This window comes from Streptococcus mitis, from assembly GCF_005844455.1.
Classification (GTDB): domain Bacteria; phylum Bacillota; class Bacilli; order Lactobacillales; family Streptococcaceae; genus Streptococcus; species Streptococcus mitis_BF.
Window position 1 is genome coordinate 33,194 of record NZ_SPGF01000003.1, and the last position, 23,088, is coordinate 56,281.

The 23,088-nt window shown below is 37.4% G+C and carries 18 protein-coding genes and 1 tRNA gene; 2 read left to right on the plus strand and 17 right to left on the minus strand.

The annotated features are described in order from the left end of the window. Positions 1-384: 384 nt before the first annotated feature. From FGQ53_RS01175 to FGQ53_RS01195, 5 genes are all read right to left on the minus strand, one after another. The gene (locus FGQ53_RS01175; protein ID WP_229090244.1) at positions 385-1,044 is read right to left on the minus strand and encodes a DUF4391 domain-containing protein; all 660 of its coding nucleotides are present in this window, start codon (positions 1,042-1,044) and stop codon (positions 385-387) included. Continuing rightward, positions 1,037-4,294 carry a helicase-related protein gene (locus FGQ53_RS01180; RefSeq protein WP_138335221.1) on the minus strand — a complete coding sequence of 1,086 codons (3,258 nt, stop codon included), beginning with the start codon at positions 4,292-4,294 and terminating at the stop codon, positions 1,037-1,039. The genes FGQ53_RS01175 and FGQ53_RS01180 overlap by 8 nt, the downstream gene beginning before the upstream one ends. A gap of 106 nt (positions 4,295-4,400) precedes the next feature. Beyond that, positions 4,401-5,972 (minus strand): signal recognition particle protein, encoded by a 1,572-nt coding sequence (ffh, locus tag FGQ53_RS01185; RefSeq protein ID WP_138335222.1) that lies wholly within the window; start codon positions 5,970-5,972, stop codon positions 4,401-4,403. 11 nt (positions 5,973-5,983) lie between these two features. Next, on the minus strand, positions 5,984-6,316 hold the full coding sequence (locus FGQ53_RS01190) for a putative DNA-binding protein (protein ID WP_138335223.1): 333 nt from the start codon (positions 6,314-6,316) through the stop codon (positions 5,984-5,986). A 67-nt stretch (positions 6,317-6,383) separates the two neighbouring features. Further along, entirely contained in the window at positions 6,384-6,773 is a 390-nt protein-coding gene (locus FGQ53_RS01195) for a DUF1934 domain-containing protein (protein WP_138335224.1), read from the minus strand. A gap of 71 nt (positions 6,774-6,844) precedes the next feature. On the opposite strand from FGQ53_RS01195, the gene FGQ53_RS01200 reads away from it, so the two are divergent. Continuing rightward, positions 6,845-8,149, plus strand: coding sequence for an HD domain-containing protein (locus FGQ53_RS01200; protein ID WP_138335225.1), 1,305 nt, complete (start codon positions 6,845-6,847; stop codon positions 8,147-8,149). 12 nt (positions 8,150-8,161) lie between these two features. After that, positions 8,162-8,968, plus strand: a complete 807-nt coding sequence (yidA, locus tag FGQ53_RS01205; protein WP_138335226.1) for a sugar-phosphatase — start codon at positions 8,162-8,164, stop codon at positions 8,966-8,968. Between the two features lie 54 nt (positions 8,969-9,022). Here the strand turns inward: yidA and FGQ53_RS01210 are convergent. From FGQ53_RS01210 to FGQ53_RS01265, 12 genes are all read right to left on the minus strand, one after another. Further along, a tRNA-Arg gene (locus FGQ53_RS01210) sits at positions 9,023-9,094 on the minus strand. Positions 9,095-9,136: 42 nt separating this feature from the next. Continuing rightward, a complete protein-coding gene (gene rplS / locus FGQ53_RS01215; protein WP_138335227.1) occupies positions 9,137-9,484 on the minus strand; it encodes a 50S ribosomal protein L19 in 348 nt (115 codons plus the stop codon). A gap of 380 nt (positions 9,485-9,864) precedes the next feature. Next, positions 9,865-11,232, minus strand: a complete 1,368-nt coding sequence (locus FGQ53_RS01220; protein WP_138335228.1) for an ISLre2 family transposase — start codon at positions 11,230-11,232, stop codon at positions 9,865-9,867. A 237-nt stretch (positions 11,233-11,469) separates the two neighbouring features. Next, positions 11,470-12,333 (minus strand): Fic family protein, encoded by an 864-nt coding sequence (locus FGQ53_RS01225; protein ID WP_138335229.1) that lies wholly within the window; start codon positions 12,331-12,333, stop codon positions 11,470-11,472. A gap of 64 nt (positions 12,334-12,397) precedes the next feature. Beyond that, positions 12,398-12,619, minus strand: a complete 222-nt coding sequence (locus FGQ53_RS01230) for a hypothetical protein (RefSeq protein ID WP_004237679.1) — start codon at positions 12,617-12,619, stop codon at positions 12,398-12,400. A 52-nt stretch (positions 12,620-12,671) separates the two neighbouring features. Continuing rightward, complete coding sequence (locus FGQ53_RS01235) at positions 12,672-13,478, minus strand: ParA family protein (RefSeq protein WP_138335230.1); 807 nt, start codon at positions 13,476-13,478, stop codon at positions 12,672-12,674. Between the two features lie 89 nt (positions 13,479-13,567). Further along, on the minus strand, positions 13,568-15,244 hold the full coding sequence (locus FGQ53_RS01240; RefSeq protein WP_138335231.1) for a relaxase/mobilization nuclease domain-containing protein: 1,677 nt from the start codon (positions 15,242-15,244) through the stop codon (positions 13,568-13,570). Next, complete coding sequence (locus tag FGQ53_RS01245) at positions 15,235-15,576, minus strand: plasmid mobilization protein (RefSeq protein ID WP_419991819.1); 342 nt, start codon at positions 15,574-15,576, stop codon at positions 15,235-15,237. The genes FGQ53_RS01240 and FGQ53_RS01245 overlap by 10 nt, the downstream gene beginning before the upstream one ends. Before the next feature lie 248 nt (positions 15,577-15,824). Next, on the minus strand, positions 15,825-16,133 hold the full coding sequence (locus tag FGQ53_RS01250) for a hypothetical protein (protein ID WP_050112682.1): 309 nt from the start codon (positions 16,131-16,133) through the stop codon (positions 15,825-15,827). Positions 16,134-16,181: 48 nt separating this feature from the next. Then, positions 16,182-21,452, minus strand: coding sequence for a PBECR4 domain-containing protein (locus tag FGQ53_RS01255; protein WP_138335233.1), 5,271 nt, complete (start codon positions 21,450-21,452; stop codon positions 16,182-16,184). Positions 21,453-21,464: 12 nt separating this feature from the next. After that, positions 21,465-22,811 carry a hypothetical protein gene (locus FGQ53_RS01260; RefSeq protein ID WP_138335234.1) on the minus strand — a complete coding sequence of 449 codons (1,347 nt, stop codon included), beginning with the start codon at positions 22,809-22,811 and terminating at the stop codon, positions 21,465-21,467. After that, positions 22,808-23,035 (minus strand): hypothetical protein, encoded by a 228-nt coding sequence (locus FGQ53_RS01265; protein WP_138335235.1) that lies wholly within the window; start codon positions 23,033-23,035, stop codon positions 22,808-22,810. The genes FGQ53_RS01260 and FGQ53_RS01265 overlap by 4 nt, the downstream gene beginning before the upstream one ends. Positions 23,036-23,088: the final 53 nt, after the last annotated feature.

A 23,088-nucleotide genomic window follows, 5' to 3' on the forward strand; every position in this document is an offset into this window, starting at 1 on the left:
CTAATCTGCCGTATTCATCCCTCTTTTCCATCAGAACTTCAGGAAAAAGTTGACCAATTTTTGAAATATTATCTGTAAAAACATCTTTTGAAGTGAGAATTAATTTCTCAAGTCCAGAGTTTTCACCTGTTTGCTGTGCTGTGCTGTGCTGTGCTGTGCTGTGCTGTGCTCATGGTAGTATCCTTTCTTAGTTTTGTCAAGCTTTCATAATTTTAATTTTATAAAAAATTAAGTTGGCTTATCCTATTTTTGTAATGCTTAATTTTTAATAAATTACAGCTTCATTTTATCAAAAATAGATTTTGAAATCAAAGAAGTTCCCTAATCTCAATTTCTGATTTTCCTTTGTCAAAATTTACAATCAATTTTGCTTCTTTAAAGCTTCTATTCTTTCAATGTAGCCTGATATTCTCTTTTTATTTCTATTTGTTTTCTCATTGATTTTTCAGAATACATCTTTTTCTTTAACTGTTGAGCCTTTTTCTCTAATTTATCTAATTGGTCACTGAGATCAATAGAGTTCCTAAGATTACTTGTTTCTAAAACTTGTAGCTCTTTCTTACCTGTTTCTTTTACAAGACTCTCATAAACATCATCTAAATCATTTCCCTCAAAGTCAATGCTTACATCATCACACGTCTGAAAGCGACGGACAATCTTAAAGTGCTTACCATCCTTTTCTTGACTTAAAGGCTCTTTATAATGAATAAGAAGTTCTTCTTGACCTTGTGGATATTTTAATACAAAAGCTGTGTAAATCCCTAATCTTATATCTAGCTGTTCCAATAAAGTGAACGAAACATCCATTTGTTCGAGTTCTATTTCTAACACCATGATTTGCTTCACCTTTTTTCCAGCAGGAATATTAGTGGTACTTGTATCAATCTGATGAGTAATTTGAATTGCTCTAATCTGTTCTCTTAATTCTTTCTTTTCTTTTACAGAAACATTAAGATTATCAAAAAAATCACTATTTCCCTTTTTATGAGGACGATATAGAACATGAGCTTTTGATAAGGCTGTATAGGATGGGAATTTAATCATCAGAATCTCCTTTCATCAATATGAAGAAACAAATTAGCTCAAAATCATCCATTCCCTCAATGCTAGTATTCATCAAGTCAACAGATCCAAAGTTAAATAGGGCATCCATCGTTGAAATCTGATCATGTTCCATTAGTTGATCGATTGCCTCTTGAAGCAATTCGGAATAAACAACCATTTCTTTACCGTCTTTTGTTTGACGATTAAACTTGTCTACTACTTGACTTAATGGCTTACTTTGACCCCGACAAATGCTACTGAGGTACTCCAATATTTTCTTGCTTTCAGACGGAGATAACAGTAATTCTCCATTTCTATTGATGTAGAGGATATAATATGGGTGAAGCTGATTTTGATTATTTTTTCCCTTTATCTGTTCTTTATTTTTTAGGAAAAAAATGACACCTTCTGATTCTTTATTGGAGGCAGGTAAAATAGCTTGCAATCCTTTCGGAACTTTTTCTAACTCAGGATGTTCTTCCAAATACTTAAGAAGATCCATACGATAATCTTCCAAGCCTAAATCCATAATGGAAATACCATCATTCATCTCCTCAAGATCGACAACTTCATCTCTAAGACGTTCTAATTGTTTTCTTCGGTAATTATTATCCTCTATTTCTTCACTAGATAAAACATTATCATCTGCTGTTGAGGTCAATACAGAAATCTTCATTCTAGATTCAACTCTAGACTTGAGATCGATATACTCATCTAACTCAAGGTTTGGCCAAAAGTTAACCAATTGAATGTATTTATTTTGACTACCAATTCGATCCACACGACCAAATCGTTGAACAATACGGACAGGATTCCAATGGATATCGTAATTAACCATCATATCTGCATCTTGTAAGTTTTGACCTTCGGAAATCACATCTGTTGCGATTAAAAGATCAATCTCACTCTCATCACCAGGAAACAGAACATCACGAGATTTTGATTTAGGAGAGAAATAAGTTAGTAACGAATTGAGATCTTTATTTTTAGTTTCCAGAGTTGTAGCAAAACCTTTTGTACCTGAAATCTGAGCAGTGTAGAGACCATACTTATCCAAGACATACTGACTAATATGTTTATAAAGGTAGTTCGTTGTTGTCGCAAATGCGGAGAAAATGATCAACTTTTTATTGCCAGCATTGATTGGATTTGTTAGTTTCTCATCTATCAAGGTAAAAAGAGTCTGAAGTTTTTGGTCTTCTTGTGGTGTTATTTTACTGATTAGATTTTCTAGCTCTGTCAATACTGCAAAATCTTGTTCTAACTCGACCTTCCAACTACGATAATCCATATCTTGTAGAGCAATCCGATTTTTCTTACCGATAGAAAACTCGAAATTACTATCTTCCAAATCAAAATCATCTTCATCAAAGTTCGGATCAACAGATAGATAATCGAAGCCTGTCAATTCATATTCCTCGATAGCCTTTAATGTCTTTTCTACATAATCTTTTACAACGTCTATTAAAGTATATCGAAAAGCTGCAACAGAACTTTCTAAACGTTTGAGCAGGTTAATCATCATCAGTTTTTTGATACCAGACTCACGACCAAACTGAGTTAAATTCCCCATTTTTCCTTCTTTACTTTTATCGTATTTAGCTCTCTTTGATGGGTAGATATGTATTGAAGGTTGATAGATAGTCAACTGTAGTTTATCAAGCAAGTGATATAATTTTTTATAGGTAATCCCAAGATTTGAAACTGTTAAATCCGGTTCAAAATTAAGAGGTTTTAAGCGCTGTGGAAACTCCCCAATAGCTTCTCTATCATAAAATTCGCGAATATGTTTTCTACTTCTAGCTATGGTTACACTATCTAGTACTTTAAAGGAATCAAAATCTAATGTCGATAGCAGTTTATCTGTTGTTCTCTCTTCTGCAGGTAGATCAGCCCACTTGTTGTAAGCAGATTGAGCATTTCTGAAAATATCATTTATAGATGATTTGGTTTCTAATTTACTATCAATTTGATCCGTATCACCTTCATAGGCTAGAGCAATTTGATTTTTCAAATCATTAAAACGATTATTAACAGGTGTGGCTGATAGCATGAGTACCTTTGTAGGGACACCAGACTTTATGATTCGATTCATTAAACGACTGTATCGATTTTCTCTCCCCTCAGATAAGTCATTTTCGCTAGAGCCACCATTTCTAAAATTATGAGACTCATCAATGACAACCAGATCATAAGTATGCCAATTATTTAAGGACAAATCAATTCCATTAGAGTGCCCTTTATCTCTACTAAGATCTGTATGATAAAGCACGTCATAAAGCAAATGTCTATCATAAATTGGATTATTTACATAATCATGACGATACATATTCCAGTTATTTTCTAACTTTTTAGGACAAAGTACTAAAATACGTTTGCCTCGATAAGCATAATAAGTCATGACCGCTAAAGCTGTATAAGTCTTCCCTAGACCAACCGAATCCGCTAGAATACATCCATTAAATTTCTCTAATTTAGAAATGATCGATTTTACTGCATCCTTTTGGAAATCATATAACAGCCCCCAAATCTTACTTTCTTTATAACCAACCCCTTCATTTGGTAAAAAGTCTTCATTGATATCTTCTAAAAATTCATTGAATAAATTATATAGCATCACATAGTAAATGAACTCAGGTGAATGTTCTTTGTGAGCTAAGTTTAAATTCTCCAAAAACTCTTCTGTAACATCACGAAAATAATCATCTTCGTCCCAGAGATTATCAAATTCATCTAAATAATTTAAACTAAGTGGTGCATGATAGAGGTTTCTACTCGTTTTAAATAGAGAAGCTTCATATCCTAATTCTTTGCGATCAAAGTTTTTCAAACGATCTACTGCCACTACATCATCCGAATTTTCAATTCGAATACCATTTGGCATTTCATCTGTTTCAATATTAATAGACTTAAATTGCGCTTTTCTTCGGATCCAATCAGCACATTCACGAGCAATCGCTTTTTGGGTCAGCTCATTCATCAATTTCAGTTCATACTTTCCACCAAAAATCGATTGTTCCCGTTCTTTTTTGGGTATCGTATATTCACGGAAATCTGTTTTGGTTTCATCTGTTATAAAAGTCGGATTTGTAAAAATAAATTTTAACTCTTCAATATTCTCCAATTCCTCTTTCAACTGCTGATAAGCAAACATAGAAAAGGTTGCCGCTGCAATTTTGACTCGGCTCTCTGATTTCAATTCTTTCTTTAACTCATCTCCAAGACGAATTGATCTATTATCAATTTCCATAATTCCTCCCTGTTAGACTATTTCTACTATTATATCATTCTTTGCAGATTCAAAATAGACCTTTTTTTCTTTCCAAAAAAGGAAAGCCCTACGGCCTTCCTTTATCTTACTTACGTTTCTTCTTCGCTTTCTTCATTTTATTCGCCATGCGTTTCATGGACTGTTTCATGGCAAATTCACCGATTTTACCTTTGAGCCCGCCACCAAACATCTGACTCATATCTGGCATTCCTGCTCCTCCGAGAGCTGACAGGTCAGGCATGCCACCTTGTCCCATCATTCCTTCAAGGGCAGACATATCCATTCCTCCCATATTTGGCATATTTTTAGGAAGGTTGTTGGGATTGATACCCATTTGCTTCATCATCTTGTTCATATCGCCAGACATAACACCCTGCATGAGCTGTTTGGCCTGATTAAAGTCCTTGATAAATTTATTGACTTCGACAAATGTATTTCCAGAACCAGCTGCGATACGACGGCGACGGCTCGGATTTAACAAATCTGGGTTTTCACGTTCTTCAGGTGTCATCGAAGACACGATGGCACGTTTGCGCGCAATCTGGCGCTCATCCACCTTCATGTTTTGAAGTGCTGGGTTGTTGGCCATACCTGGAATCATCTTGAGCAAGTCTTCCATCGGCCCCATATTTTGCACCTGATCCAATTGATCGATGAAATCATTGAAATCGAAGGTGTTTTCACGCATCTTTTCAGCCATTTCAAGGGCTTTTTGCTCATCGTATTCCTGAGAAGCTTTCTCAATCAGAGTGAGCATATCCCCCATGCCAAGGATACGACTAGACATACGGTCTGGGTGGAAGGTCTCAAGGTCCGTAATCTTTTCACCTGTACCAGTGAACTTGATTGGTTTTCCAGTAATGTGACGAACAGATAGAGCCGCACCACCACGAGTGTCCCCATCAATCTTGGTAAGGATGATACCAGTCACTTCCAACTGAGCATTGAACTCACGCGCAACATTGGCCGCTTCCTGACCAATCATAGCATCAACGACAAGCAGGATTTCATTTGGCTGAGCCAAGGCTTTCACGTCACGAAGCTCATTCATCAAAAGCTCATCAATCTGCAAACGACCTGCCGTATCAATCAAGACATAGTCGTTGTGATTGGCTTGGGCTTGTTCCAAACCTTGACGAACAATCTCAACAGCCGGAACCTCTGTTCCAAGAGCGAAGACAGGTACATCAATCTGTTGCCCCAAGGTCTTGAGCTGGTCAATGGCTGCTGGACGATAGATATCCGCCGCAATCATCAAAGGACGGGCATTTTCTTCCTTCTTGAGTTTGTTGGCCAATTTACCGGCAAAAGTTGTTTTACCAGCCCCCTGCAAACCAACCATCATGATGATTGTAGGAATCTTAGGTGATTTGATAATTTCTGCCGTATCAGAACCTAAAACAGCTGTCAGTTCCTCATCAACGATTTTGATAATCTGTTGGGCTGGGTTAAGGGTATCAATGACCTCATGTCCGACTGCACGCTCACGAACTTTTTTGATAAAGTCCTTTACAACAGGCAAGGCAACATCGGCTTCAAGCAAGGCCAAGCGAATTTCTTTGGTTGCTTCTTGGACATCAGCCTCAGAGATTTTTCCTTTTTTACGTAGATTTTTAAAGACGTTCTGCAAACGTTCTGTTAAACTTTCAAATGCCATGTTTCTTCCTCTTATTCTCTATTATCAATGCTTGTTAAAATTTCTATCTGCTCCTGCAGAAACTCATCCTTGGGATAGCGCTCCAAAATATGGTCAAAAATCTGACTGCGAACAATGTAGTCCGAGTACATGTGCAATTTCATCTCATAATCTTCCAGAATCTTTTCTGTCCGCTTGATATTGTCGTAAACAGCCTGACGACTGACACCGAACTCTTCAGCAATCTCAGCAAGGCTGTAATCATCAGCGTAGTAGAGCTCGATATAATTCATTTGCTTATCTGTTAAAAGCGCTGCATAAAATTCAAAGAGCGCATTCATACGATTGGTTTTTTCGATTTCCATAACTTTTATTATACCAAAAAATAGCCTAATCTACCACACTAGGAAGCCAATCCGAGAAGATAGCTAGCTAAATTTGAAAAAAGCCCCAAGTAATTTCCAATTGATAGCTGGCAAAGGGTTGTCTCTCTTGATTTTGTAGTTGATAAACTAGCTCAATCTTTTGCCCATCCACTTGATAGCGACTCGTTTGAATGATAAACTCCTGCATGCCCATGGGTGTGGGAATATAGGCTAAACTATCACTATCCTTTAAAAAGCGCATAATGGTCTTAGGATTGGAAAAACGGGTCATCACCAGTTCTTGAGCATGAAATTTAATCACTACTTTTTCCTTTTCCTCATTATAGAAAAGCAGGTAGCTATAATCTCCTTTTTCATGCACTTCCACGTCATAAAGCTGGTCAATCACTTCCAACTGCTCATCAAACTGAATCGTATTTCGCATCCGAATCTTCACATCAAGTCCTCTTTCTTGTCTCTTGTCCTACTATTTTACCAAAAAGAGCAGGATTTTGCTATAATGGTCATATGAACGAAAAAGTATTCCGTGACCCAGTTCACAACTACATCCATGTCAATAATCAAATCATCTATGACTTGATCAATACCAAAGAATTTCAACGTTTGCGTCGCATCAAGCAACTGGGAACTTCCAGTTATACCTTCCACGGTGGGGAGCACAGCCGTTTCTCTCACTGTCTAGGAGTCTATGAGATTGCACGACGCATCACGGAGATTTTTGAAGAAAAATATCCTGAGGAGTGGAATCCTGCTGATTCCCTCTTGACCATGACCGCTGCGCTCCTTCATGACCTTGGGCATGGTGCCTACTCCCATACTTTTGAACATCTCTTTGATACAGACCATGAAGCTATTACTCAAGAGATTATCCAAAGCCCTGAGACAGAAATTCACCAAGTCCTGCTACAAGTAGCGCCAGATTTTCCAGAAAAAGTTGCCAGTGTCATCGACCACACCTATCCTAACAAGCAGGTCGTGCAACTCATTTCTAGCCAGATTGACGCAGACCGCATGGACTATCTCTTGCGCGACTCCTATTTTACAGGGGCATCTTATGGGGAATTTGACCTGACTCGCATCCTCCGAGTCATTCGTCCTATCGAAAATGGGATCGCCTTTCAGCGCAATGGCATGCATGCCATCGAAGACTATGTCCTCAGTCGTTACCAGATGTATATGCAGGTTTATTTCCACCCAGCAACACGCGCTATGGAAGTTCTCCTACAGAATCTCCTCAAGCGTGCTAAGGAACTCTACCCTGAGGACAAGGATTTCTTTGCACGAACTTCTCCACACCTCCTGCCTTTCTTCGAAAAAAATGTGACCTTATCTGATTATCTAGCTCTGGATGATGGTGTGATGAATACCTACTTCCAGCTCTGGATGACCAATCCTGACAAGATTCTTGCAGATTTATCGCAACGCTTTGTCAACCGCAAAGTCTTTAAATCCATTACCTTTTCACAAGAGGACCAAGACCAACTTGCTAGCATGAGAAAATTGGTTGAGGACATCGGCTTTGATCCCGACTACTATACTGCTATTCATAAGAACTTTGACCTCCCTTATGATATTTATCGTCCCGAATCTGAAAATCCGCGAACACAGATTGAGATTTTACAAAAAAATGGAGAACTGGCAGAACTCTCTAGCCTGTCTACTATCGTCCAATCCCTTGCTGGCAGTCGACACGGAGATAATCGCTTTTATTTTCCAAAAGAAATGTTGGACCAAAACAGCATCTTCGCAAGCATTACCCAGCAATTTTTACACCTGATTGAGAACGATCATTTTACCCCAAATAAAAACTAGAAGAGGAAATCTATGAGTATTAAACTAATCGCCGTCGATATTGACGGAACCCTAGTCAACAGCCAAAAGGAAATCACTCCTGAAGTCTTTTCTGCCATCCAAGATGCCAAAGAAGCTGGTGTCAAAGTCGTGATTGCAACTGGCCGCCCTATCGCAGGTGTTGCCAAACTTCTGGACGACTTGCAGTTGAGAGACGAGGGCGACTACGTTGTAACCTTCAACGGTGCCCTTGTCCAAGAGACTGCTACTGGGCATGAGATTATCAGCGAATCCTTGACCTATGAGGATTATCTAGATATGGAATTCCTCAGTCGCAAGCTCGGTGTCCACATGCATGCCATTACCAAAGACGGTATCTACACTGCCAATCGCAATATCGGAAAATATACAGTGCACGAATCAACCCTCGTCAGCATGCCTATCTTCTACCGCACCCCTGAAGAAATGGCTGACAAGGAAATTGTCAAATGTATGTTTATCGATGAACCAGAAATCCTCGATGCTGCGATTGAAAAAATTCCAGCAGAATTTTACGAACGCTACTCTATTAACAAATCCGCTCCTTTCTACCTCGAACTCCTTAAAAAGAATGTAGACAAGGGTTCAGCCATTACGCACTTAGCTGAAAAACTAGGATTGACCAAAGATGAAACCATGGCTATTGGTGACGAAGAAAATGACCGTGCCATGCTCGAAGTCGTTGGGAACCCCGTCGTCATGGAAAATGGAAATCCAGCAATCAAAAAAATCGCCAAATATATCACTAAATCTAATGACGAATCCGGCGTTGCCCACGCCATCCGAACATGGGTACTGTAAAAGGGAAGAATATACGAAAACCGCTCAGATGAGCGGTTTTTGATGTCTAATTACTGCCCCCTGCAGGAATCGAACCTGCAACTACTCCTTAGGAGGGAGTTGTTATATCCATTGAACTAAGGGAGCTAGATAAAAACTCTGCTGAAAAAGCAGAGTTTTTTAGTCGAATTAACGACGGATTTCTTTGATACGAGCTGCTTTACCTTGAAGGGCACGCAAGTAGTACAATTTCGCACGACGTACTTTACCGTAACGAACAACTTCGATTTGTTCAACACGTGGAGTGTGGATTGGGAAGATACGCTCAACACCTACACCGTTAGAGATTTTACGAACTGTGTAGTTTTCTGAGATACCAGCACCTTTACGTGCGATAACAACACCTTCAAAAATCTGGATACGTTCACGGTTACCTTCGACAACTTTCGCGTGTACACGAACAGTGTCACCAGGACGGAATGATGGGATATCTGTACGAAGTTGACCTTCAGTCAAGCTTTGGATTAATGGATTCATTTTGTTCTCCTATCTTTGTCAATCTTGAGGAATCTTCCTCAGCGGATAAACTGTATTTTTGTGCGTCCATTACACACAAGATACAGTTTACCAAATTTCTACAAAAAAGTAAAGAAATTTATAGCAGAAGTTTGTGTCTATTTTTTTGAGGTAGTAAAAAAATACATCAAAAACGGAAATGTAAAAACAAGGCTAAACAATTTTACTTGCTCAGCCTTGACATCTACTAAAATTTCTGATAGTATTAATCTTACTGATAAACAAGTCCCAATTGTTTATCTTTATGAGAGGTACGTTGCTGCGTGCCTCTTTTTTTATTGATAAGGTTATTATACAATTTTTACTACTATAAGTCAAGAGTTTACTGAGTTTATGACATCTTATTTATTGATTTTTTTCCCTGCAAAACGTTGTTTGTCTCTCTGTTTTCGGCCCTTCCAAGAAGCATTTACAATCGTTCCTAAACTTCTTGGAGCTTGATCGATCTTTTTGCGTACTTTTGCACTGCTCATTCCTTCTGAGTGGTATTTTTCATATTCATTTCTCCAATTACCAAAAAATAAATCTCGGAGTTCTTGATTGTAAGACAACAAAATAAGATAGGACATAGCATCTGCATGATTTAATGACCAATACATTCCTCTATTTTTCATCCGATAACTGATTTTCCGATGCTGGCTTTCCATAATTCCTAAACTTGCTGTTTCTAGATTCCTCTGCTCAGGAGGTTGCGTATATTTAAAATTACCAAGAATTCTATTCTTAAAAACCTTAAAAGTATCAATCTTCTTTTCGTTCTGATTAAGCAGGACGAATGATTCTAATGTATCAATAGCTGTTTTCAATTTCTGCTTGCAGTGGCTATCTATGGCTTTCATAAATTGATCTAGTAACTCTTCGGAATACGGTTTGACCAACTTTTTTATTTCTTTGTTTAGATGGTACCTATCCCAAAAATGTTGATGGTGCTTAATTCCTAGATCTTTTGATATCTCTTTAAATAAACGTGGAGTATATCCGTGCCCCATATCTGAATTAGTCACAAGTAGAGTATCTGACGTAATTTTAAAATGATTATAAATATAATCTACTACTCTTTTCCTTGCTATTCGATTATTGGGAGACACAATTTCCACCTTATCTTTTAAAATTTTCCTATTTCCATACTCCTCCGTTCCGGTATGAATGACAAAATGAGATAATTCTTTATTCTGTTGTTCTTTTTCTCTTCCACTGACCTTTATCCAAACACCATCTCCTTCAAGATAAATGACAGGTGCCTCAATTTTCTTGACAACTACCTCATCACTATAGTAACGATAATCTTCTTTTTCATTTAACAACTGACTTGCTAGTTTAATTGCTTTTAACACTGTGTCTTTAGTAATATAAACCTGGTACATCAGTTCAATAACTTCCACAACTTTTCGATAAGGTAACATTGTAGCTAGTTTGGTGATCTGATACAGCAATTCTTTCGAATAGGCAATACGTTTCTCCAGACCTAACTTTTCATCTACTGGAATCCTACATTTCCCATTCTTATACCAGCGCCTTCTTGAAAAAGTTACCTGGCCAAACGTAAATGTAACGGTTCTCTCAGCATAGTTTACAAATTTGTAACCTCTAGCTCTCATTATGGGAGCAATATAGTTGTCATAGTCACTTACAAATTTATGAAATCCTTGTAGATTTTTCTCTTTAAATTTCTCTACAAATTCTCTTTCATCAATAATTTTTGTATCCAAAATAAAAACACTCCCAACTAAAATCATAATAAAAAAGTATAAAGATTTTAGTTCGAGAGTTCAAATGTTTTTTGTCAGCAAAGATAAAAGCCTGGTATTAAACCAGACTTTAGGTAGTTAACAGTAGTATCATCTCATAACTAATATGACTCATTTACAACAAAAGCAGTAAGTTAAAATCAATGCAAAGTGTGATTATAATTATATTTACAATTACATTTATAGTTATATTTGTATTTATAAATATAAACCTGTTTCTTCTCTGAATTGGTTTTTTTGATGATGATTTTCTTCTGCCTTTTGCTTAAACTGTTGCAATTTTGTTGAGAATTTATCTGACTTTTTTATGAAGTCCCCCTCTTTCTCATCATTGATAGCTCCTTCAAATCCTTTATTTTTAAGATAATTTATATAAAAAAGTTGCTCCGATTGGAAATAATCAAATAATAGCTGTCTGTTATCATGAACCTGAAATGCTTCAAGCGCTGAATAATAAATTGCCTTATTAATATCATCCACAATAAAGGGGGTAATCCCTTCTTTTAAGCATTGTTTATACAAAAGCAATCGACCTATTCGACCATTGCCATCTGCGAAAGGATGAATCCTTTCAAATTGTGCATGAAATCTTGTTAAGTAATTCAAATCTTTCTGCTGTTTTAAGTTATAGCCAATTATCAATGAAAGCATCTCATCTTCAGTCTGTTCAACAGAAGCTGTCGCAATTTTTCCTACCTCATTTTGCAACACTTTATAACGACCAACTGGAGCTATCGGATTATACTCAGAACTGGTGCCACTTTTTAGAATACGATGCAGGGTTTTAATGTAGTCTTCTGTCAGTGGCTCATTAACGGTATCTAAGATATAATCAAAACATTTAAAATGATTATTCATTTCTACCAAATCATCAATTTTGATTCCTTTTGCATCAATATTTGCGATAGTCTTTGTCTCATAAATTAAGCTAGTCTGCTCTTCTGTCAGACGACTTCCTTCAATTCGGTTAGAATTATAAGCAAAGCGTTTCTGTGTGATATCATAAATACCACCATGTACTTTTCCTTCTCTCTCTGCTAAGAGCCTTGTAATTAAATCCATTATTTCTCCTTGTAGTAAGCAGTTGTAGTTATGGATATATTTATAGTTATAAACATATTTACAATTATAGTTTCTCGATTAATTTATCAAGATAATCTGATGCAGACTTTGCACCAGCTGCTTTTGCAACTTGATCTAACTTTTTCCGATTACTTGGCTTCAAAGTAAACTGGAATTGCTTTTTGCGTTCAAAACTTTCAAAGCTATCTATATCCGGAAGCTGTTCAGGTTGATGAGTTGCTTCAATAATCTGTGAAATTTCTTTTTCTTTCGGTGTAAATGCCATCATAATCTCCTTCTAATTATATTTATAACCGTATTTATGTTTACAAATATAATTATATTGTAGCATAAATTCTTGAAAAAGTCTCCTCTAGCTCCATAAAAAACTTTTTATGTTTTTGATAAAGATCAGGATTCTCCTTCATATCTGCAATAGAGACCTTATCAATCGTGGAATGATTGAATAGCTCTTTTGCTGGTACAATCCCTAGAAGGTTGTCTGTTCCCTTTTCTTTGGATTCAAGTCCAAGTGCTTCCAATAATTCTCTTGATGATCCATAGTTTGGTCGAATCATATTTGCTAGAAAATATAACTCAGCAGTAATGTAGGACTCTCTGGTACGATAATCGATTACATCCTTTCTGAACGCTTCTAACCGAGTTGATAGATTGAATTTAGCATTATAACCAAATTCTGAAGGAGTCAAGGGACTAATAATAGCATGACTGACCGCAACAGCATTTTTTGTAGCTGTCGCAAAGTCCGGTCTACAATCAATCAAGATATAGTCAAACTGACCCAACTTCTTCTTTTCGTAGTTATCCTCTAGCCAAAGATAAAGGAGCATATTTTTCTTATCGCTGTTCTCTAGATCTCGTTCCACCGAGTCAAGTTGAACCGAACCTGGGATTAGACTGATATTTTCCTTAACTTGCTTAATATCCACGTCGCCTCCTTTGAAGGCATTCGCAATCGTATTCTGACTTTCGTAAATATTGTAGCACTGAGTCAAATTACATTGATGGTCTAAATCTATAAAGAGAACCTTATGCCCTTTCCTAGCCAACCATTCTCCATAATTAAATGTCAAAGTTGTTTTTCCAACACCGCCTTTAATAGCAGCAAATGTGATAATCTTCATTCTATTTCTCCATCCTTTTTCTATATTTCTATTATACCATTATAATTATATTTGTCAACATGTTTATAGTTATATTTATAATTATTTTTTTACAATGAAGTTTCTCTATCCTTACGCTGCTCCACATTTTTCTCAATGTCTTGATGTAGCTTATAATCTTTTGTAATTGCTTCTACTCGTTGATACAAAGCCTGGCGCTCAAAGGTCGCCTCTTTAACAAGTTTATCAATCTCAGCTTTGCGAGTGCTAGGATCTACTCTTAAATCTTTCAGAATAGAAACAGCTAGTTTCACTTCCTGAGGATCGCTTGATTCCAATGCAAGAAATGCAGACTGAATTTTATTAAGCTCACCCAAGCGTTGATCTAATTTATCAAGCAGGTTATATACTTCTTCTAGTTCCTCTTCAAAACGATTTAACAATTCATCAAATTGTTGTCCTTCTGTCACTCCATGAGCAGATAGATAATTATATTCACGAACAAGCTGATCCAAACTGGAGATTTTCGGATTTTTCCGGACAATCATTTCTCCATTATCATACGACAACTGAGAAGCGACTGTTTCTCCCTTCATGTAACGATTCTTATCAGCGTGTTCAGGATTAACAAAATAGTAGAAGTCATTTTTTCTGATAAAAATTTCATAAGAGCCATCTTCTGCTTTTTCAATCTGATGAGCTGGAATAAGAATTGTTCCCTTATTTCTAATCCCAAATTCCATTTCAAGATAGATCCCATTTTTTGTTTCTTCCATCACCTGCCATTCTTCAACTGTGATTCTCATTTCAAAATCATCTTCTCGTTCCGCAACCATTTTTTCATATTCAGATTTAATTTCATCGACAGAGAAAGTCACCTCATTAGCAACCACTCTCTCAGAAATTTTCTCTAAAGAATAATTTCCTTTTTTTGACAAAGTGCGATCCCTAACATTTCGTGTTTGATCTCGATCAGTCAGACGATATTTTATTTCCTTCCCTGAAGTATCAACAACAAGATCTAAAGCTTTGGCCTTAGATTTAAAATCTTCTAAGGAGCTTGAATGTTTTAAAAGGAAATCTAAACGAGATTTAATTTCATAACGAAATGAATTTTTCTTTCGGTAAGCATGATAGGTTTTTCGATTAGTCCATAATCTCTCTTTAAGAATTTTAGCTCCAGCTAAATCCGCATACTTATCTGAAATATTCTCTAAACTTTTTTTCGTTCCTTTCTGCCAACGAAACTTTTTTAATGTAACAGAATTAGTGGAATTGAAAATGATGTGATTGTGAATGTGCCCCTTATCCATGTGAGTCGCTATGACAAATTCATGTTGTCCACCAGTTAATTCTAAAATTGTTTTTCGACCAATTTCATGAATTTCTTGTGGAGTCAAGTCATCTTCAGGAGAAAATGATTGGATGATGTGGTGAGCTAAAACCCGATTCGGATTGTGAATGTCAGATCGTTCTTTTGTCCCTGCTCGTTGAGCAGCGTTCTTTTTTGTCAAAAGAAATTCTTCTGTCGCTGTACTAGCGTCTGTAATTCCATAAGTAGATACCAGTTGCTTGACTACTCGGCCATCTTTAACCACTGCTGGAAATTCAAACTGTTCATCTTGTTCTAAGAAACTCGTTTTAGTTGGATTCTCGATATAGCGTAAAGCATTATTTAAACTTTTTGTATCAGTCAGCTCGACCGTCTTTGCTTCATCCTCAATATATTTTGTAGATCGTCCTAAAGAAGCTACACCCTTTATTTGAAGAACCTTTGTTACAACCATCGCTCTTGTTCCTTTGTTTGATTTTCCTGTTTTTGGATAAATTGGCTGACTGTATCTTTCAAATGTTTCTGCAATTCAAGAATCTGACTCAATTCATTTAGACTAGCCTGATTATCTTCGTTTACTTTTTTTGCGACCTGATTAATATTGACCCCTATCCGATTTATTTCCTTACGTAACTCTTTCAATTCTTCAAATTTTAAAATATTGACTTCTCCCATAATCAATAGGATTCGGGCAAAGGTATTAAAATTTGGCATTCCAGATTCTGCAACCTTTGTTGAAATAAACCGTGCCTCTTCTTCCGTCAAACGAATTTTTTTCTGAATCATTCGTTTTCGTTTTTCTATATTTTTCAAAAAATCTTCACCTCTCTTCTGCTATTTTCTCTTGAGGGTCTCAGCCCCCTTTTCTTCTGGCAAGCATAGCACTTGGGTACCCAAATGCTGTTTTTAAAAAGGTCAAAGTTAGTCAGGGTGTCACCCCTGACTATTCTTGACTTTTTAAATTTTTGGGGAAATCCCCAATCCCCTAATCCCTGCAAGCAGGAATCTTGTTCTATCACGAGGGAAAAGTTTGACTAAACTTTTAAGTCTTCCAGTAGAAGCTCCATTGTATCAACCATCTCCGTTTTAAGGATTTCGTCTTTTAGTTGCTCAAATCGTTCATCACTCATTCCCTCAATTTCTTTAAGTGCAACGGGATACATTTCTACTTCTTCTAACTCATAGTTTGTTTTTACTCGCATATCTCTACGAAGAATATAGAGGCATTCTTTACGTGAAATGTGCTGGTTGACTTCATTCACTTTTGGCGAATCTGTAGTTTCATCTATAAAAAATATCTCCATTAAAAGATTAAAAGTTTCTTGTTTTAGATGTTCAATCATCTTCTGTTTCTCCTTTTTTGTTTTTCTTCCTACGGACTAATGCCTCCATTATTGAGGGCTGCTCAGGGACTTTTTTTCTTCCACCTGCTTTACAGCCTCCGCCTTTTGATTCCCCAACTGCTCAGATTTTTCTTTTGCCTGTTGGAGTTTAGCAGCAAACTTATCTTTCGTCACAGTTTTATTTTTCACTAATTCTAACTTAGCATCCATCCGATCAATCAAACTTTTTGCTTCCTTCTGAACAACCTGCAGTTGTTCTACCATATCTTCAAAACCATTTTTATCTTTTGCCCAAATAGCCAAATATCCAAAACTGTAGCTACTCGTATCGAAACCAAAATGATTAGCCACGACATAAGCGACACTTTCAGCTTGTAATTCTTGCTTACGATATTGGTCGTCCCCATATTGGGCATTGCTTCCTCTATGTAAATCTGCATAAGCCATTTCATGAAAAATGGTTTTTAAAATCTGTTCTTGACCCTTTAATCCTTTTGAAATAACAATTCGATTTTCATCTGGAGAATAATAACCATTTGCGCTCTCTATTTTAATTTCTTCAAAACTAATAGGAACCTGATTATCCATTGAAACAGCTTTGGCTGCTCGGTACAAATCTTCATAATCTTTAACAGAACCAGTCAATTCATTAATTGCTTTTGGCAATTCTTTTCCTTCTGTTTGAGATATATCAAAGACATTCCCTAACTTGAATCGAGTAACTGTGACTTCCTTCTCTTCCATTTCATTCTCAGATGGAGAAAAACTCAACTCATTTTGATTAGCAGAAATCTTAGTTTTCACTTGATACGGAACCCAGATTTTCAGAGCTTTAGAACCCTTTTTAACTGTTCTGTCAAAATCTGTTTTCCATTTATTAAAACTTGCAACACGGGAAACATTAGGATTTTGCATCTTCAGCAAATGAATATTGTTGAGTGAGTAGTTATGAAATTTACTCATCGTATCCAAGAAAGATTTAAACTGTTCTGAATCCAAATAGTTCTTCATTCCCTCCTTCAAGTGTTCAGCTAAAGCTTTTGTATCTTTATTTGAAACCAACTGGGAAATGGTTTGTTCTGAATTTTTAGTAGCAACTGCTTCGGTAATAATAGCTCCTGCAGCCACTTCAGCATCTGTTCTTCTTTCTCGATCTTCCTGCTTTTTATGAAGGTTAGAAGCAGCATTGTATGGATCTGTTCCTTGCAACATCTCATCGGAGTTGGAAATACCATCACCATCCAAATCACGATCCCTCTCATCTTTTCGGTTATACTGATAAATTTTTTCGTATGGATTATCTGGTGTATTTTGCAAATTTTTGACTTGTGATTTCTCAAATTCTTCTCGAACTGTGGCAATCGTTTGTTCAACTTTTTCTGATAAACTTTTGATTTCTTTTTGCCATTTTTCTACAAGAGCTACTTGTTCCATAGGTGAGTCCTTGACTCCCAACTTCTCAAACCAAGCAGATAGATTTTCGACCTCAACACTATCCATTCCATCAAAAGAGATAAATCCAAGACGAGCATCATGACTACTATCTGTAAATCCAATTGGACTATTTTCCAAATCTCCAAATGGGAGTTGGGATAGAAGTTGATCTGCGTAAAGAGTATCTTCTAAAGCGTAACTGAACTGAGAAATATCTAACTCACTCGCCAATCTCTCCAGATGATACGGAGTGAATATGGCCCCATCTATCTTCATCAATTCTGGGTACTCTCTCATTTCTCGTGTTCCAAGTCTTTCTTTGTGAGCAATGGGGTTAATCTCCTCACCGATATTGTAACGGATGCTATCCTGAATCAGTTCACCATCAGGAGCGTAGATACTAAACTGGATCTTAGTTGGAGAGATGTAGGCTTCTGGATGACCACCAGTCACTTGTTTTAGCCCTTCCTGATATAGCTGATAGAAGCTCTGATTGGCCTTGTAAAGCTCTCTAGCAAAATCTTGATAAGGTATCAGCTCAGTTTCTTTAAAGGGCAATCTAGGCCCATCTGGGCGCTCCTCAGACCATTGAAGGCGTACATGATAGTTCTCCTTATAGATATAATCTTGTTTCCATTCTTTATAAAAATCTGAATTTGTATCTAGGAGATGATCTTCTCCAGCTGCAGCAACAATCTGATCAAATTTATCATTGTGTTGCTTCGCATAGTCAAGATACTGATTCCAGGCTTTATGAAATTTTTTTGGAGTTTTTGAGATGTCACCTGGCACACCTAAATTATAGACAGTATCTAAGACTTGAGTAAAGGTAGCTGAATCAAGTAGGGGGCTATTCAGTGTGTTAGAAGGAGTTAATTGTTCAATTTCTTTAGAAACTTCTTCAAACTGCTTATTCTTCAAGACTGACAGCATTTCTGCACCTTTGTCTTTAACATACTCCTCATTGATTGAAAGTTGCTCAATGTGTCCATCTCTTTCTCTATAAACACCGAGAATGATCTTTTCATCCAATAATTTAACATTAGTTCCAAGCTCTCCCTTGAGTTTCATAAGAGAGGCTGGAATTTTTTCATCTCCAATATCTTTAAACAGTAGTAAGAAATCTTCATCTTTTGCTTTAATAGCTTCACTCATATTGAGATTGTGAAGCTTTTCAACACTACTCAAATCATCTAGAACAAAAGAATGTGGATCTAAAATATCACGCAACATAGGAAGAACCTGCAATTTATCCTTAATTGCATTACTAATCAACATACCGTCATAATGCCCCTGACCATTTGCAATATCATCTAGGAAATTTGCTGCTCCCTTTCTCTCTTCAAAAGGTCTGATTCCTGAAAGATGGATAAAATTATCCTTTTGAAAAGTCACCTGAAGCACATTCTCCTCTCCATGATCCGCATAAACAAAGCTGATCTTACTGTCAGCCAGTTCATTTAAATACCAGGACGCTGTACTTTGGATAGACGGTGCATATTGATTTAATCGTCTTAAATCCGCTGGTGTAATCGGATGATAATTCGCTGTTCTCCGTTGCACTTTATCATAATTTGTGCTAAACTGTAAGTAAGGATAGGATGATGTCGGGTGACTGGTAACAGTTTGCTCAAAGGTACTTGTTTCAAGTACAGGTGAGGTACTGCCTTCAGCTTTAGGCTGTAAAGAACCCGTGCCACCACTGGTCCTATCATTCATTTGCTCCTGAGAGGTCTCAGGAGCTTTTTCTGTGCCCTGAATTTGTTTTTTGGGCTCCCTATCATCTCCAAGAGGTTTGGAAGGTTTTTCATAGGTCACTGTTTTGTCCGAATCAATAACCATTTGTTTTCTAGGCTCTACTGAGAAGCTAATATTATGCCAGTTCTTCTTCAGCCATTCTGCATCTTCTGGGGATAAATTACTAGTGTCTATGTTCAATTCAGAACTCTGATTATCTTCTAGAACCACTTCATCTTGCTTTTTTTGTTTGGACAGTAACTTATTTACCACCTCTTTTTCCTCCTCCGTATTAGGGAGATATTTAGGAGATAGTTCAAATCTACCTTCCTCCGTCAATTCTAAAGCAACTCGACGTAACCCTTTTATAAAATAGATATTTGGCTGCTTAACCCACTGCTTGACCTCTCCAGAATCAATTAAAGCTTGTGTCTCTGGTTGAATAATCAGTCCATCAACTTTATCTTGAATGGCTTCTAGGCGTTCTAATTCCTTTTTGTAACGCTTGATAGTTTCAGGTCTATAACTCGATTCCCCACGTTCTGCCTTCTCAATTTCTTCCCGAATACGGGGAATATTTTGGACACTCATCTCCAGGCCATTCCCCTGCCGGTTGAGACCTGCTGCTTTTCGGTCTTCTCTTTCCTGGAGCCTTTCAATTCGCTCTTCTTGTTCCTTGATTTCATCCAATTTAGAGAAGACACGATTTTCAATTTGTTCTTGCTTCTGCATAAAACGGCCCCCTCCTCGTTTATCATTCATAGGCTGGCCATTCGTTAGGGATTGATGAGAATAGGCCGCATTGATTGCCTCATCAGCTTCTCCTTTGAGTCGCTCTAGCTTTCGTCTAGCTTGCGCCAAGCGACTATTATCTGGCTTTTCTGCTTCATACTCAGCCCCTGCTTCATGTACTTCCGACATAGTATGTTTCCTTTCTTTCTCTTGATTGACAATCCTTGTATATTCCTGATGGACTTCTTCCTTCGTCAGCTGCCTAGCTGAGACAAAGGCTTTTACATCATCTGCAGTTAGCTCTTGCGCTTTTGCGAGAGCTATTTCCTTCTCAAAAAAGCCCTGGTAATGCCAGGACTTTTCATCTGCTGTGTAAACGTGCGCCAGCTCCTTAGGAGCTTCATTCCCCCTCTTCAGGAAATCATTCCAATCTTCCTTTTCCTGGTTAAGCTGAACGATAGGCGGAATCGCAATCTGGACTGGAATCCCCTTCTCCTGCAATCGAGTGATAAAATTCTGTCCTGCAGCATCATTATCTACAGCCAACGTAATCACATCTTGATGCCGACCATCTTTGAAATAATCCGTTGTTCTAGCGACTACTTCTAGAGCTTTCCCCGTATTCTGATTGACTTGATAAGATTTATCATTTATCTCTGCATACAATTCCATAAACCGTCTACTAATAATCCCATCTTTTACTCCATCCATAGCTACTAAGCGAACATCCTGAAGCCTATCCTTATGAAGCTCATAGTAGCTCATTAGATCGATTGGAGCTTCCGCAAAGATCAAACGTTTTGGTGTTCCGATATCAATTGAAAATCCTAGTTGTCCGTCTGAATTTCTCATAATTTGTTTTAAACGCCCACGTTCAGGATAGTGCTCCCGATTCTCTACTATTCCCTGAAGACTCGCTCCAGCTAAAAAGCCTGTGTTGTCCTTATACTTAAAGACAATCACAGGCTCAAAATAGTCTCCTTTTTTTCGGATTGCTTCCGCTATACTGCCTTGACTAATAAAGAAGTTAATCGTATCATCTGAAAGGCCTCTCTGTGCCTTCAAATAGCGTCTAGAAGCGCTGAAATTCTGACGCTCATATCTTTCCAAGTGATAGCTAAAAGGCTCTTTTGAAGCCGTCTGAGCTTCTACATCGACTTCCTTAAATTCTCCAGTTTCTAAAAAATGCATCGCCTCCTTGTAAGTAACACCCTGGATAGTTTGAACTAGTTGAATCACATCTCCAAATTCTGATCGAGAATTCCAATGAAAGTCATTCTTCTTTACATCGATTACAAACGAATCATGCTCTGTCCACGTATAACTATAGGCTCCCGTGCGCTTTAGCCTCATTCCCAGCTGTTCCGCAACAGAAATGATAGATATATTTTTAGCTGATTCTTTAGTTAATGCCATCTCTTGCCTCCTCTACAATGAAAATTCTGGCACTTCTTTTTCTAATACATCTTGTGTTCGCTCTTTTTCAAGCTCTTCTGCTTCGACAAAACGGTTTAAATCAGGAAAATGGAGTTGGGCTTGTTTTAGCTTATCATGAACTAACAAGTTCTCATCGATATGATAGACTGCTTCCTGATAGCCATTGAAACCTTTCTCTAAATCAATATCATCAAAGCGGATGACAGCCAACTCTGTCAAACTTCCCTTATACCAAGCTCCAATCTCACTTTCAAGATAGAACTGAACTGATTCTCTATCTTCCGTCTTTGTATCTCGCAAATAGGCCAGTTCCCAGCTTTCACCCTGAGAATACCCAGTGACTTCTTGAACAATTAGCTCCTGGTTGTTAGTGCTTAAAATCCGATTAATATCGTCTAAGCGGGGGACTAAGATTTCCCGAGCTAGAGAGACTGCTTCTGTGCGATAGTCGAAAAATTCATATTGTTTCCTATCTTCGACATAGTTCCTAACGAAATCTGAATAATGAGGGAAATGTTCCTGAAAGCTAGGTGAAATCATCCCATAGATATAGGCTTGTCTTAATGTTTCAAACTGGGCTATTTGATAATATGATGGATCGAGCTTAGCTTCTTGATTCAACATTTCCTTGATACTTTCTGGAAGTTGTATTGGTTCCGAATCTGGCCAAGTTCTCTTAGAATAGTTGATTACTTCCTCGTAGAGAATAGTATCAATCTCTGAATTCTTCATTTTAAGCAAAGCCTCTACAATTTGAGCTGATTCTGAAAGATTGGAACGATAATCAGTAATCAAGCCATCTTTACGAACTTCCCACTCCTCAACCTGAGCATTTTCTGAAGTTCGTAGTAACAATACCTCCTCGGATTCCAAGTCAACTCCAATAACTTGATCGCCATTTGGTAGCTGATCCATCTCCAATTCCTGGATTTTAGCATCTAATTGATTATTAACCTGAAGCAAGTCTTGCTTCAAATGAAATAATTCTTCTGCATTGGCCTTTAATTCCTCAAAGTACTCTCTGGAGATTTTCACTGGTCGAACCAATAAATCTTTCTCTCGTTGCTCTCGAGGGTAGGAAAATAAGTAGGGAGCAACTTCTTTGAAATCCTGGTAGTTCATCCATTTTATAGATTCTGTAACAATCATATTCTGGACATCGATGACATCTGTATGAGGAGTAATCCAGCCAGATAAAGCCAACTCTTTTACTGCTTCAGATAGGGGGTAAGAAGGGATATGTTCTAAAACCCCCTCAAAATAACCAATCCCTCGTGCAGTCTCCTCCTCAACTTCACGCTTCATTCGTTTAAATTGTTTTTGTGGTAATGTATTCATTCTATTTCCTTTCCTTTCTTTCTATTATCAGGTCCGTAAAAGGTATCTACGATACCTGCAGAACGTAAAGCAGATTCCAATGCCGATCTAGCTAACTCAGAAGCTGCAATCGTTCTCACTTTCACTTCCCATAGTTCTTCTTCCTTCTTTTTAATTAAGCCATCCGCCCACTCATTATCTTTAATCAGCTCATCTCGTCGTTGCTTCAATTGTTCTAAATCCATTTGATTATCCTTTCATCAAAAAAACAGCTCTGTTTTTAGAACTGTTTCATTAC

Bases quoted from the DNA above. Each gene is read 5' to 3' on its own strand.
- FGQ53_RS01225 (WP_138335229.1), bottom strand. From the start codon at position 12,333: ATGGATTTAATTACAAGGCTCTTAGCAGAGAGAGAAGGAAAAGTACAT.
- FGQ53_RS01230 (WP_004237679.1), bottom strand. From the start codon at position 12,619: ATGGCATTTACACCGAAAGAAAAAGAAATTTCACAGATTATTGAAGCA.
- FGQ53_RS01200 (WP_138335225.1), top strand. From the start codon at position 6,845: ATGAACGAAAAAGTATTCCGTGACCCAGTTCACAACTACATCCATGTC.
- yidA (WP_138335226.1), top strand. From the start codon at position 8,162: ATGAGTATTAAACTAATCGCCGTCGATATTGACGGAACCCTAGTCAAC.
- FGQ53_RS01260 (WP_138335234.1), bottom strand. From the start codon at position 22,811: ATGAATACATTACCACAAAAACAATTTAAACGAATGAAGCGTGAAGTT.
- FGQ53_RS01180 (WP_138335221.1), bottom strand. From the start codon at position 4,294: ATGGAAATTGATAATAGATCAATTCGTCTTGGAGATGAGTTAAAGAAA.
- ffh (WP_138335222.1), bottom strand. From the start codon at position 5,972: ATGGCATTTGAAAGTTTAACAGAACGTTTGCAGAACGTCTTTAAAAAT.
- FGQ53_RS01240 (WP_138335231.1), bottom strand. From the start codon at position 15,244: ATGGTTGTAACAAAGGTTCTTCAAATAAAGGGTGTAGCTTCTTTAGGA.
- FGQ53_RS01190 (WP_138335223.1), bottom strand. From the start codon at position 6,316: ATGGAAATCGAAAAAACCAATCGTATGAATGCGCTCTTTGAATTTTAT.
- FGQ53_RS01255 (WP_138335233.1), bottom strand. From the start codon at position 21,452: ATGGCATTAACTAAAGAATCAGCTAAAAATATATCTATCATTTCTGTT.
- FGQ53_RS01245 (WP_419991819.1), bottom strand. From the start codon at position 15,576: ATGATTCAGAAAAAAATTCGTTTGACGGAAGAAGAGGCACGGTTTATT.
- FGQ53_RS01265 (WP_138335235.1), bottom strand. From the start codon at position 23,035: ATGGATTTAGAACAATTGAAGCAACGACGAGATGAGCTGATTAAAGAT.
- FGQ53_RS01235 (WP_138335230.1), bottom strand. From the start codon at position 13,478: ATGAAGATTATCACATTTGCTGCTATTAAAGGCGGTGTTGGAAAAACA.
- FGQ53_RS01175 (WP_229090244.1), bottom strand. From the start codon at position 1,044: ATGATTAAATTCCCATCCTATACAGCCTTATCAAAAGCTCATGTTCTA.
- FGQ53_RS01250 (WP_050112682.1), bottom strand. From the start codon at position 16,133: ATGATTGAACATCTAAAACAAGAAACTTTTAATCTTTTAATGGAGATA.
- rplS (WP_138335227.1), bottom strand. From the start codon at position 9,484: ATGAATCCATTAATCCAAAGCTTGACTGAAGGTCAACTTCGTACAGAT.